Origin of the sequence: Niallia circulans (assembly GCF_007273535.1) — a bacterium.
GTDB lineage: Bacteria > Bacillota > Bacilli > Bacillales > Cytobacillaceae > Niallia > Niallia circulans_B.
Genome location: NZ_RIBP01000004.1, coordinates 3,089,073 through 3,103,024 on the forward strand (window position 1 = coordinate 3,089,073; position 13,952 = coordinate 3,103,024).

The following is a 13,952-nucleotide window of genomic DNA, read 5'->3' on the forward strand; positions in this document are numbered from 1 at the left end:
GAGTTTTAAATAATGCAAGAAAAAAACAAACAAAAACTAGGATCTTTTGTTGCTTTGTTATTAGTTATTGGCTTATGGCAAGTTCGTGAAACAGTTGTCAGTATTTCGCCTATATTTGACAATGCAATTATTTATCTTTTTTCCTCACTATTCGTTGGTATTTTCATAGGCTTATTTGTTAGTAGCCTCATTCCTGGTAAGAAAAAACAAAATTCTAGGAAAAATACATCAAGCAAAGAAAAAACAAAAACAAAACAAACCACAGCTTTTGCTAAAAAAGACACTAATAATATGCGAACTCATTCATTATTACACAAAGATAGTGAAATATTGACGCTACCATTTAATGAATTAACATGGAGAGATTTCGAACGGTTATGTTACTTGTATTATAAAGCAAAAAGCACTAATCCTCGTGAAACATCCAATGGGGCAGATGGTGGAGTTGATTTAATAATATTTAATAAACATCATAAAACGGATATCGCCATTCAAATTAAACATTATCAAAAAGGCAAACAAATAACAGTTAAGGAAATACGTGAACTAAACACTGCCAAGAGGAATCATAAATGTATACTTGCAGAATTTATCACAACATCAACCTATACCAATGCCGCTTTAATAGAAGCAAGTAAATTCAAAATCACTTGTAGGGATAAACATTGGGTAGAAAACAAAATACTCCGCTGGAGAGATGAAGCAGCTGCCAAAACAAGAAGCTGACATCTTTTTAAAGACTGGTATGACATAAGTATTTAAGTCTCATTCCAAACCGAACTATTTAATCGCTATAGGTTAATAATAGTTTGGTTTTTTATGTTTTTCTGCTTAAAAACAATAATTAGAAATCTTAGTGGAATGGAGCGGAGGCCACTGGACTCCTGCGGGAAATAGAGGAAAAGATGAGACCTCTCGCAGGAGAAGCCGAGGAGGCTCAGCTTCCTCCCCGCAAAAAGCGAGTGACCGCAGCGCAATGAAACGAACTGCTTTTAAATCCATACTTTATTAAATAACTCCATGCTCCATTTTCTCAAATTTAAATAAAATCATTTATTATTCGTGTTTAATTTAAATAGGTTATTTTTTAGCAGCCCTTATTTTCTTCATATAATAATTTCAGGAATTTACTCTCGGTGTACAGCAACCCAAAAACTAATACAAATTACCTATAAAAACAGCTGCCATATTCTTAAAGCTAAAAAACAACCTTTTATACCCCTTTGCAACTGACATTACTCAGCGTTTCTCCGCCTTCTTTTATTCATATAAACAGCTACCACAACAATAAGCAGTACAATCATGCCAACAGTCGTTTTCACAGCAACATTCCAGTTGTTAGATTCATCCACAGCTGTCTTGGTTTCATTTACTGGCTGTATTTCTTGTGGGGTATTCTCTTGCAGCTGAATGGTTTGAATTGTATCCCCTGCTTTTGACTGTACCAGCAGTTGGCCAGAAGGGGTAATAACTGGGTTAGTAACATCAATGGGCACTGTTAAAAGCTCTGTTTTAATTGTCTGAAATTCTTTACCACCGGTGCTGAAACTTTTCCCAGGCGGCATAAATTCATTTTTAAAGCCATTGAACCCATAATCAAGCATTGCTACAGTATCTTCATAAACGTCTTTTTTCCAGTCTCCTTTTAAAACAATTGCAATCAGCTGCAGCCCTTTTTTCTCCGCGGATGTGGCAAGTGTTTGTTTAGACTGATCTACATAACCTGTTTTCCCGCCATTAACACCATCATAAGGCAGCTCTCCCTTTAACATGAGATGGTGTGTGACAAGTGTTGTATCCCATGATAAGCCCTCCCAGGTTAACTCCTTTGTTCCGAAGATAGACTGAAACTCTTTATTTTTTAACGCATATTTTGTGATAAGTGCCATGTCATACGCTGTTGTATAATGATTTTTATCATATAGGCCACTTGGATTGGTAAAATGTGTTCCATTCACTTTTATTTCATTTTTTAAATATTCATTGAAATTTCGAGTAAATTGCGCAGCACTGCCGTCTAAATATTCTGCTACTGCATCTGCTGCATCATTTCCTGAATTGATAAGCATACCATTTAGCAGCTTTTCAAGTGTGACCTTCTCTCCGCTTTCCAAATAAACACTTGTGCCCTCTTCTTCGGCCGCATGCTCACTAACAGAAACCACATCATCAAGAGAACCCTTCTCGATTGCGTAAATAGCTGTTGCTATCTTCGTAAGGCTTGCAGGATACATTTTTTTGTAGCCGTTTTTTTCATATATAATTGCCCCTGTTTTCGCATCAAGCAAAAGTGCAGATTCACCTTTTAAACCAAGCCTGTCTTCCTCCTTGTCTTTATCTGCTGCTTGTACTGCTGCAGGAGCCAACATCAATAGCAAAAAGAGAACGGCAGTAAATATCTTCATTTGTTAATCACCTAATTTTCTATCTTCTTATAAACTAATGACTATTTTACCAGATTATTCTCCTGATTGCACAGCGATCATATGTTTCAATCATCCATAATTTCTATTCTCAAATAATTTTATGTCCAAATTGTGACAAAAAGGCTGAAACAAACCAAAATATCGAAACACAAAAAAACTGAACTACTAATCGATAAAATAGTTCAGTGTTTAAACGATACTTCATTATTTTTTTCCTACCAAGCCTTTAACATGTCTTCCCCTTTCTTCTACCTGCTCCGTTTCGATACGTTTCCTAGCGCATCATCATATACTTTTTTTGGAAAACCAGTTATCCGCAATAGTTCAATTGCATTTCTTGTGTAAGCTGCACCTTCTTTTATTGAATAATCAAAATAAATTTCGTCATTGTTAATATATTCTCTAAAATGATAATTCATAAATGTACCTGCAAGCATTTCTGTTAATTCTATATCATGCGTTGCTGCCATTATCCTCGTTTGCTGACAGTCATTTAAATAATTTAAAACGGATTTTGCAGCAGCTATTCTCTCAACTGTATTGGTTCCTTTAAAAATTTCGTCTATAAACAAATATACGAATATTTGTTTGTCTGTTTTTACTGTATCAAAAATTCTTTTCAGTGCCATAATTTCACTTAAAAAATAGCTTTGTCCCTTTTCGATATCATCAGCCATTGCCATCGTGGAATATACTAGTCCTCTTGTTAAATTTATTTGTTTGCTTGTACTTGTATTAAGAGCTTGAGAGAAAACGATATTCAAAGCGATTGTTTTCATAAAAGTCGATTTACCTGAAGCATTTGATCCAGTTAGCAGACTATTAGTATGAAAGGAAAAATCATTTCCAATAGGATTTTTCACTAATGGGTGATAGGCATCATGAATGGCAAATGAATTTTCACTATTGAATGTTGGTACACAATAGTATGGTAATGTTTTTCTCCATAACGCTACCGAGTAGAAAAAATCTAATTCCGCTGTCTTTTTCCACGCAATCTCATATACGTTTCTATTATTAAGTAAAATACGAATAATATAGTGAAAAATAAGATGTTCGAGTAGAAATATTGCTTTTACTATTGTCAGTATATGAAGGATTATATTAGTGCCAGTCGTATCATCTTTTAACAGTAACACACTGATAAACGGGGCATTTTTTAAATTGCTAGTTTTCTTTAAGAATGCTGTGTCCTTATTTAGCTTTGCTATCTTTCTTGAAGTGAGAATGATATGTAAACAATAAAACAAGCTTTCAAACTCTGCTTCATTTTTTGTACGGTTCATGTAAAACAAAAAGGAATTCACTAATGCACTAGCGAAAAATAAACTTAATCCGGCAGGAAGGGATATACCAAGCAAACAGAGTCCTACTAGGGGCAGTATACTAAGTAAAAAAATAAGTTTATTTATTTTTTTATCAGGATTTTTAAACATATACTTAGAGGAATTTGTATATGGTGCTTTGCCTAATGCTGCTAAAATCATCGATAACTTAACCCGATATTGACTGTCACTGCTTATTTTCGCAATCATCTTTTCGTCTATAGTATGCTGTTTGTACGTTGCTTTCAATCTGAAATAAAGCATTTCTTCCCCAATTGATGTAAAGGCATAGTTTATATTATTAAATATTTTCTTCATGTTTAAGTCATTCCAAGTTATATCATCAATACCAGTTTCATCATTGCTTCTTTTAATATTTTCAAAGTAAAATTTAAACGTTTCATGGTAACTTTCACTGTGTTCTAATTTTTCATTATTAGCCCATAAGGTCAAAATTTGTGTTCTTCGTTTATGAGAAAAATACATATTAATAAGAACAGTAATAACAGTAATACTGATAATTATGACAAGGTAAACCATGTTTTTTCTCCCATCTCTATTATTTGTATACTAAAATATCATATCTTAAAATACATATTATTACCAATTAAGCTATATTTTTGAAAACAAAAAAAAGGAACTGAATCGACATTCAGTTCCTTTTGCTTTTTGCCACAAGCATTGTAACTTGTGCTGATGTGAATGGCAGAGAAGATTTTCTTCTATAACCTAAATACTTAGGCTCCCATATGTCACAATACTTGTTTTTAAAATTCTTTAAGCCTTGAAAATGATAAAAAACATGTCCATGCTTGAAAATCTGATCTGCAATCTTTTCACTCATAAATGAAAAGCGTGATAGGCTAAGATTGGACAAAGGCGCCATCCCTAAATTACAGCTGACAACTCCAGCTTCCTTCAAATATTCAAATGTGTGTAAATACAGGTAATCCATAGATCCAGAAGGTGAACCTGGCAGGCTTCTCATTAAATCAATAGACCACATTTCTCTCAACTGGTAGGAAGGCATAAGTGAGAGGAAGGAAATAATCTTCCCATTCGGATCCTTAACATATACAAGCCTGGAAGTATTTAAATAGTCCTTATCAAAAAATCCTAACGAAAAGCCTTTTTCCTTTCTGCCGCCAAGCCATCTGTAGCTGATGTTTTCCAGCTCGTTTAAAAGCTGTGGGTCATGTTTTGGATAAGATACTTCAACTGAATAGCCTTCTTTATCAAATTTATTTTTTAATGCTCGATAATTTTTCATTTTTTTGCCTGACATGGAGAATTCCGCTAGTTCCACATGTCCTTCTTCTCCAAGCTTGAAGAAGTCATAGCCATTAGCATGTAGAATCGGCAGCATATTCCTGCTTGTCTGATAAAAGACTGGTGTATAACCGTATATATCAGCCCTTTCATAAAGCTCCTCAACAGCCTTCACAAAGCTTTTTTCTTCTCCCACAGGGTCCCCTAAAACAACAAGCTTGTCTGCATATGTCTCATAAATAAATAAAACATCCTTATCTTTGTTCCAAAATATATACTTATCATGCAGAAAAATCAGATGAGCTAATGTTGTCCCATTATACTTTTCCAGATGGGACATTATTTCCGCCTCTTCTTCTACTGAACTTAATTTCTGTAAACTCTTTGGCTTCTTGATCCAATAACCAATAAGAATGATAATGAGTGCAATAAAAAGCGCAACACTAGCACTTAAGAAAAGACTTTTTGCATCATCGATAACATAAGGTTGCATAAACCTCGGCACACTTGCGATACTAGTTGGCATATTTAAATAGCCAAGTAACAGGTATCCAAAAGTAAAAAAGGAAATCACAACAATATCAAAAATAATTTTACCCCATGTAAGCACAAAGCTCTCTCGATAGAATTTCCCTCTTGACAGCAAAAGTAAAATTAGCACAACGATAATAATAATTGCTTCCTCATAATCCAAGCCTTTCAGAAACGTTGTGACAGCCGCAATTGCTAAAACGAATAACGTAAGATGATATGTCCGCTTCTCCCTGTATTCAATGCCTCTAGCTAGTCCTAGCAACACAAGTCCTGTTCCAACAGAAATATGGTGGGAGAAATTCATGACAGGCAGACTTATAAGTCGTTCAGTAAATTGAAGCCTTTCTAATATCCCTGGAACCGCCCCTGAAATTAACAACAGAATTCCGGAAAGAAACACTAGGATGGTTAAGAAGAAATGACTTACATTTTGTACAGCCACTTTTGGAATATTACTCCAATATTTATTCCATTTTTTCCATAAATCTTGAATTAACAAAATTAACCCTGTAAAGAACGGAATAAAGTAATAGCCTATTCTGTATAAAAGAAGTACAACAAGCAGTTTTTCTGTGGATACACCTAAGTATTCAAATCCCCATAAAAATACTAAATCGAATGCACCTATTCCCCCTGGGATCATACTTACTATTCCTGCCCCAACTGCAATAAGGAAAATCTTCAGGAAATCCCAACCTGATACAGGTAAATCCACTAGGCATGCGAGCCAATATAAATAAAAATAGATGAAACTCCATTCTAAAATAGATGAAACTAATAAGGATAACCCTGATTTAGGTGATTTTATAATCTTATGCAGATTGGTTTTTTTTATTTTATAACTGATAATAAGAATCGGAAGTATGGCAGACACAACTAAGGTTGTGACCATAAGCCAGTGATGATTTTGAATCAACGGCATTTTCCAGCTGTCGTACAAAATCACCCAAGTAAGAAAACTCACACCTGTCAAATAAAACATGGTGATAAAAGCGACGCCTTTTAACAGCTTTTTGTTATCCTGTTCATATTCCTTATAAAAGTAGGATCTTAAAGCAATTCCAATTAACCCTCCGAACCCAAGCAGGTTTGAAAAGGAATTGCTTATAAGCGAAAACTTTACAAGACGTTTTATCGGTATTTCTAAGCTTAAGTATTTACTTAAGTAATAATCGTACATAAACATTGGGGATAGTGCTACAAACCCCAAAATGATAATAAGTGCAAGCGTGCCATAACTCAATTTTTCCATATATTTTAGCAATAGTCCGAAGTCGATTGTGACGAACATATCTCGAAATTCCATGGAAACAAGCAAAAGCAAAGTTACCGGGAAAAGTACTTTCAGCAGCAGCATTATCCGGTCTTTTGTAATAAATGACATTAAAACACCTCAGAGAAGATTTTTTCCGTTTCATAAACCATAACAAACAGTATGTACCATTTTCATTAAAACACCCTAAATAGAAGCTTAATAATCAATGTTAAAAAGGAATGAAAAAATATATACTCTCTTATCATATCTTAAAATTAGCAAAGCGGAAAATAAAAATTAACTTTTTTACATGCTTTTACCATTATTAAATTTATTATGCTCTTTTGACAAAAAACTAATCGGTTGTTTTTGATAAATACTTTCACAAAACAGACTAGCCTTTTTTACGAAACTATTATATAACAGTTTTACTAACCTTAACTTGTTATATGCTTCTCCTTTTGCTTTTTTTATTAATTTTCTATTCCTTCCTCCCCTTTCAACAACTGATACAAAGGGAGTTCACACTTTATTCACAAAATTGCCTTAACTTATACATAATTATGTGAAATAAATCACATTAAAATCTGTTATATTGTTTTTAGGAACATCTTTTCTTTCTGTTATATAAAAAAACGAGGTGAATAATAATGGAAAAGCTCGAAACAAATTATTGGAATGGTTTTAAAGGCGGCACATGGGAAAAGGAAGTAAATGTTCGCGACTTCATTTTAAAGAACTTCAAACCGTTTTATGGAAACGCCGAATTTTTAAGCGGACCTACTGTAGAAACAACACAGCTATGGGAACAAGTTCTTGAGCTTTCAAAAAAAGAACGGGAAAGGGGCGGCGTGTATAACCTTGACACAGATATTCCTTCCACCATTACGTCACATGGACCTGGCTATCTTGACATAACAAAAGAAAAAATCGTCGGCGTGCAAACAGATGAGCCTTTCAAAAGATCCTTCCAGCCTAATGGTGGTATCAGAATGGCTGTACAGGCATGTGAATCATATGGATATAAAGCAGATGAGCATCTTGAGGAATTCTTTACAAAGCATCGCAAAACGCACAATGCCGGTGTATTTGATGCATATACAGACGAAATGCGGCTTGCAAGAAAAGCGGCAATCATCACAGGGCTTCCTGACGCATACGGTCGGGGCCGGATTATCGGAGACTATCGCAGGGTAGCACTTTACGGTGTAAACTTTTTAATCGGAGAAAAGCAAAAGGATAAAAGAGCAACCAGCTCCATTATGTCAGAAGAAACAATGCGTCTAAGAGAAGAATTGTCTGAACAGATTCGTGCTTTACAGGAGCTGAAAGAGCTTGGTGCAAGCTATGGATTTGACCTATCAAGACCTGCTGCCAATACGCAAGAAGCATTTCAGTGGCTTTACTTGGCATATCTTGCTGCAATTAAAGAACAAAATGGCGCGGCGATGAGTCTTGGTCGAGTGTCCACTTTCTTGGATATTTATATTGAAAGAGATTTAGAGCTTGGTTTGCTTACAGAACAGCAAGTGCAAGAGATTGTTGATCATTTCATCATGAAGCTGAGACTTGTAAAATTTGCACGTACACCTGACTATAATGAACTATTCAGCGGCGACCCAACATGGGTGACAGAATCAATCGGCGGCATGGCGAATGACGGCAGACCATTGGTGACAAAAAACTCATTCCGTTTTCTCCATACACTCGACAATCTTGGTCCCGCTCCTGAACCAAACTTGACAGTGCTTTGGTCCACACAGCTTCCGGAAAATTTCAAAAAGTTCTGTGCCCAAATGTCTATTCAAACAAGTTCCATTCAATATGAAAATGATGACATTATGAAGCCGCATTGGGGCGATGATTACGGAATTGCATGCTGTGTTTCCGCAATGGAAATAGGCAAGCAAATGCAGTTCTTCGGAGCGCGCGCTAATCTTGCCAAATGTCTGCTTTATGCAATCAATGGCGGTAAGGATGAAAAATTAAAAGAGCAAGTAGGTCCGGCATACGCACCTGTTACTTCTGAGTATTTAGAGTACAGTGAAGTAATGGAAAAATTTGATTTAATGATGGAATGGCTGGCAGGTCTCTATATCAATACATTAAACGTTATCCATTATATGCATGATAAGTACAGCTATGAAAGAATTGAAATGGCTTTGCATGATTCCGAGATACTGCGAACAATGGCAACTGGAATTGCTGGTTTAAGCGTTGTTGCTGACTCATTAAGTGCAATTAAATATGCAAAAGTTAAAGTAATCAGAGATGAATTTGGTATTGCGACTGACTTTGAAATAGATGGTGATTTCCCTAAGTATGGAAATAACGATGATAAAGTAGATAGTATTGCCGTATCCCTTGTGGAGAGTTTTATGAAAAAGCTGCGTAAGCATGCCACATATCGTAATTCCATGCATACGATGTCTATTCTTACAATCACTTCCAATGTGGTATACGGTAAAAAGACAGGAAACACACCTGATGGACGCCGTGCTGGAGAGCCGTTTGCTCCTGGAGCAAACCCAATGCATGGACGGGACACTAAAGGAACCCTTGCTTCCCTTTCATCTGTAGCGAAGCTTCCATATGATTCTTCCTTGGATGGTATATCTAATACCTTCTCTATTGTTCCTAAAGCACTTGGCAAGGAAGAGAAAGATCGGTCAGCTAATCTTGTCTCTATATTGGATGGGTACGGAGTAAAAGCTGGTCACCACTTAAATGTTAATGTATTTAATAGAGAAACACTTCTTGATGCAATGGAGCATCCGGAGCTGTATCCGCAATTGACTATCCGAGTTTCAGGCTATGCTGTTAACTTTATCAAGCTTACTCGCGAACAGCAGTTAGATGTAATCAATCGAACTTTCCATGAATCTATGTAACATTTTGCAAGGTTTACTTGAAAATACGGAGAGCAGATAGCTGCTCTCCTCTTACCTACTAACTGTCGGATTTTTTTATTTGTTATACTGGAGGTGTATAAACATGAAGGGTAGAATTCATTCCATTGAAACATTTGGTACTGTAGATGGACCAGGGATTCGATATGTTGTTTTTACACAAGGATGTCTGCTTCGCTGTCAATTTTGCCACAACGCAGACACTTGGGGACTTGATGGAGGTAAAGAAATGGAAGTGCAAGAAATAATAGATGACTTGACTGCATACCTCCCTTTTATCAATGCTTCTGGTGGAGGAATCACTGTCAGTGGCGGTGAACCACTGCTGCAGCTGCCATTTCTTATAGAACTGTTTAAAGCATGTAAGCAAATTGGAGTTCATACGACAATTGATACATCTGGAGGCTGCTATTCAACAGCATCCCATTTCCAAGAACAGCTTTTAGAGTTGCTCTCCTACACCGATTTAATTTTATTAGATTTAAAGCATATTAACCGTAAAAAACATATAAATTTAACTGGTATGGGCAATGATCATATTCTCGCATTCGCAACCTTTTTATCAGAAAAACAGGTGCCTGTTTGGATTCGACATGTACTAGTGCCGACTATAAATGACAGTCCGGAAGACTTGGGAATGCTTGGTGATTTTATTTCTACGCTGTCGAATATTGAAAAAGTAGACATTCTGCCATATCATAAACTTGGAGTTTATAAGTGGGAGGCATTAGGCCTTGATTATCCATTAAAGGGAATTGAACCTCCATCCGAAAGCTCCGTACAATTCGCCTATAATATGCTGACAAAAGCTGAAATCAGCTAAGAAAATTCAGACAGCAAAGAAAAAAGCCTCAAGCATTCACTCGCTCGAGGCTTATATATTGTACTGATTTTCAAAGCATTTTCACTACTTATACTTCCTCTTCCTCATCAGTTTTAGGATGTTCACCTTTTCCAACTGACAATCCCCATGTAAAGTTGATAGGGCAACTCAGTAGCATCATGCTTAAATTTATGCCGAATATTGTCATACGTTTCCCCTCCCTCTTACCATAATGCCTTACTTCCCTTCACTTAAATCAAAAGTATCTTTTTTCTTACACTGCTAGCTTATGTTATCCATCTAGGACATGCTTGTGCGAATATAACGACTTTTTCATATTCAAAAAAAAAACCTCCCCGATTTTCACGAGAGGTTCTCTCTATTATTTTTTCCACCAATCATCGAACATCGATGCCGGTACTTGTCGTTTATGTTCTGTAATTAAGTAACGTGCCTCGATTTTTTCAGCTGCCTCTTTTGGCACTTCTTTGCCTTCTAAGTAATCATCAAGCTGATCATATGAAATGCCAAGCTCTGTTTCATCAGCCTGACCTGGTTTTTCATCTAACAAATCAGCAGTAGGAACCTTTAAGTAAATTCTTTCCTCTGCGCCAAGCTCTTTTAAAAGCTGTTTACCTTGTCTTTTAGATAAACCTGTTAGAGGAAGAACATCCGCTCCGCCGTCTCCGTATTTCGTAAAGAAACCAGTTACTGCTTCTGCAGCATGGTCCGTTCCGATGACAAGCAGATTTGACTGTCCCCCAATTGCATATTGGGCAATCATTCTTGCGCGAGCCTTAATATTTCCTTTGTGATAATCAGACAATGGCGTATCCTCCATGTCGTCATACACATTTTTAAATTCGTCAACTGGTTCCTTTACATTAAACACAAGCTCTTTATCTGCTTTAATAAATTGAAGGGCACTTTTTGCATCCTCTTCATCTGCTTGTACACCATATGGCAGCCTTACTGCAACAAATGTAGCGTCATGACCTTCACTGCGAAGCTCTTCCACAGCCAATTGTGCTAATCTACCTGCAAGTGACGAATCTTGTCCGCCGCTTATTCCCAATACAAAACCCTTTGCTTTCGACTTTTTAACATAATCCTTTAAAAAGTTGATGCGCAGGCTGATTTCTTCCTTTGCATCTATTTCAGGCTTTACATGAAGAGCTGCAATTATTTCCTTTTGTAAGCTCATGCCATATTCCTCCTATTTTTGCGTATTTTTAACTTTACTTTTCACCATTTCCAGATGGCTCATTTTGTTTTCCCAACATAATGGGCTTAAATCGACTGGATATTCTTCCGGATTAAGGGAACGCTTGTATTCATCCCAAAGCACATCAAGATTTTCCTCGGCAAATTTCTGTGCTTCATAAATAGTCGGTGATTTATAAATTAGTTCTCCATTTTTAAAAATGTCCTTATGGATGTCTTTCGCATGAAAGTTTGTGACAAATTTACTGATATAAGTATGTGTCGGATGGAACATTTTTAATCGTTCTTCTTCCTCCGGGTGCTCTGTTTCCAGACAAATATAATCACCTTCAGATTTATGGTTCATGCTGTTTATAATGCGGTATACCCTTTTAATTCCAGGTGTAGTAACCTTTTCTGGGTTTCCGCTTATTTTGATTGTATCTTGCATATTACCCGCTTCATCTTCGATTGAAACAAGCTTATATACTCCTCCCAAGGCCGGCTGATCAAAAGCTGTAATAAGCTTTGTCCCAATTCCCCAAACATCAATTTGGGCACCCTGAGCTTTTAAGTTGATAATCGTATACTCATCAAGGTCATTACTTGCGACAATTTTTGTATCGGTAAAACCAGCTTCATCAAGCATCTTTCTTGCTGCTTTAGATAAGTATGCTAAGTCCCCGCTATCGAGTCTAATACCAATAAAATTGATCTTGTCTCCTAGTTCCTTCGCCACTTTAATGGCATTTGGAACACCTGAACGCAATGTATCATATGTATCAACTAAGAAAACACAGTCCTTATGACGTCTAGCATATTTATGAAAAGCAGTATACTCGTCATGATATGCCTGAATCATGCTGTGTGCGTGTGTGCCTGAAACTGGAATACCAAATAGCTTTCCTGCCCTCACATTGGATGTGGAGCTAAACCCGCCGATAAACGCTGCTCTAGTTCCCCAAAGGGCTGCATCCATCTCTTGTGCACGCCTGCTTCCAAATTCCATTACGACACCTTCACCAATTGCATGCTTGATACGAGAAGCTTTTGTCGCAATTAATGTTTGATAATTCACAATATTAAGCAATGCCGTTTCAATAATTTGCGCTTGTGCAAGCGGCGCCTCCACTCTTACTAACGGTTCATTTGCAAATACAACTTCCCCTTCTTCAACAGAACGGATATTACCTGTAAACCGGAAGTCCTTTAAATAATCTAAAAAGTCATCTTTAAAGCCTTCTTCTCGCAAATACTCCAGATCACTTTCAGTGAAACGCAACCCTTTTAAGTACTGTATTATTCTTTCCAAGCCTGCAAAAACAGCATAGCCATTGTTGAATGGAAGCTTACGAAAGTATACTTCAAACACAGCATTTCTTTCTGAAACTCCATCCTCCCAATATGTTTCTGCCATATTAATTTGATATAAATCTGTATGCAGCATCAAGCTGTCGTCACGGTAATTAAAACTCATGCTTTTCCTCCTGCGGTTTAACCAATTCGCCTTACAAAATGGCTGCACCAAGTGTGCTTTTAAAATGATTTAGCGCCCATATATGGCCTGCTTCATTAAAGGATGCTGTCGCCTTTTCATGGATATAAAGATTAAATCCTTTATTATAGGCGTCAACAGCTGTGTGGAGCACACAAATATCTGTACAGACACCTACGAGATGAATATCCTTTATGTTTCTTTCATTAAGCTTCATTTCAAGATCTGTACCGGCAAAGGCACTGTATCTTGTTTTATCCATCCAATATACATTATTTAGTCTCTCCGATTGCTCATAAACTTCTTTCAAGGTGCCATAAAGGTTTCTGCCTTCTGTCCCTTTAATGTTATGTGGTGGAAACAAATCTGTTTCAGGATGATATGGATCCTTTTCAGTATGTAAATCAATGGCAAACACAGTGAAATGTCCCTCTTCGATAAATTGCTTCGTAATTTGCGTAATAGCCTTTTCTATTTTAATTCCTGGATCACCGCAAGGCAGTGCACCTTCAATAAAATCGAAAGTATAATCAATATTAATTAGAGCTTTCACTAGAATAGCCTCCTTTAGGATACGCTAAAATATGTGAACACATTATACCGAACTTCCTGCCATTTTACCATAAACTAAGCTTATTTTCCTTGAAACATGTTTAAAACTATATTAGTATCTTTTGGCCATTTTGTAAGTGTAAAAGTACTTTTATCTCTAT

9 protein-coding genes are annotated in these 13,952 nt (G+C 36.5%); 3 read left to right on the plus strand and 6 right to left on the minus strand.

The window, feature by feature from the left end:
- Nucleotides 1-12 precede the first annotated feature (12 nt).
- Nucleotides 13-726, plus strand: a complete 714-nt coding sequence (locus tag CEQ21_RS23205) for a restriction endonuclease (protein ID WP_185766578.1) — start codon at nt 13-15, stop codon at nt 724-726.
- 509 nt (nt 727-1,235) lie between these two features.
- On the opposite strand, the gene CEQ21_RS23210 is transcribed toward CEQ21_RS23205, so the two are convergent.
- From CEQ21_RS23210 to mprF, 3 genes are all read right to left on the minus strand, one after another.
- Entirely contained in the window at nt 1,236-2,405 is a 1,170-nt protein-coding gene (locus CEQ21_RS23210) for a D-alanyl-D-alanine carboxypeptidase family protein (RefSeq protein ID WP_185766579.1), read from the minus strand.
- A gap of 269 nt (nt 2,406-2,674) precedes the next feature.
- The gene (locus tag CEQ21_RS23215) at nt 2,675-4,291 is read right to left on the minus strand and encodes a MutS-related protein (RefSeq protein ID WP_185766580.1); all 1,617 of its coding nucleotides are present in this window, start codon (nt 4,289-4,291) and stop codon (nt 2,675-2,677) included.
- Nucleotides 4,292-4,403: 112 nt separating this feature from the next.
- The gene (gene mprF, locus CEQ21_RS23220) at nt 4,404-6,938 is read right to left on the minus strand and encodes a bifunctional lysylphosphatidylglycerol flippase/synthetase MprF (RefSeq protein ID WP_185766581.1); all 2,535 of its coding nucleotides are present in this window, start codon (nt 6,936-6,938) and stop codon (nt 4,404-4,406) included.
- Between the two features lie 521 nt (nt 6,939-7,459).
- Here mprF and pflB point away from each other — a divergent pair.
- Together pflB and pflA are read left to right on the plus strand one after the other, a co-directional pair.
- Complete coding sequence (pflB, locus tag CEQ21_RS23225; RefSeq protein ID WP_185766582.1) at nt 7,460-9,700, plus strand: formate C-acetyltransferase; 2,241 nt, start codon at nt 7,460-7,462, stop codon at nt 9,698-9,700.
- 103 nt (nt 9,701-9,803) lie between these two features.
- Entirely contained in the window at nt 9,804-10,541 is a 738-nt protein-coding gene (pflA, locus tag CEQ21_RS23230) for a pyruvate formate-lyase-activating protein (protein ID WP_185766583.1), read from the plus strand.
- 382 nt (nt 10,542-10,923) lie between these two features.
- On the opposite strand, the gene nadE is transcribed toward pflA, so the two are convergent.
- The 3 genes from nadE to CEQ21_RS23245 are packed head-to-tail and all read right to left on the minus strand — an operon-like array spanning nt 10,924 to nt 13,798.
- Entirely contained in the window at nt 10,924-11,745 is an 822-nt protein-coding gene (gene nadE / locus CEQ21_RS23235; protein ID WP_185766584.1) for an ammonia-dependent NAD(+) synthetase, read from the minus strand.
- A 12-nt stretch (nt 11,746-11,757) separates the two neighbouring features.
- Nucleotides 11,758-13,221, minus strand: coding sequence for a nicotinate phosphoribosyltransferase (locus tag CEQ21_RS23240; RefSeq protein ID WP_185766585.1), 1,464 nt, complete (start codon nt 13,219-13,221; stop codon nt 11,758-11,760).
- Between the two features lie 31 nt (nt 13,222-13,252).
- Nucleotides 13,253-13,798: a cysteine hydrolase family protein gene (locus CEQ21_RS23245; protein WP_328593510.1), complete on the minus strand. Its 546-nt coding sequence runs from the start codon at nt 13,796-13,798 to the stop codon at nt 13,253-13,255.
- Nucleotides 13,799-13,952 lie beyond the last annotated feature (154 nt).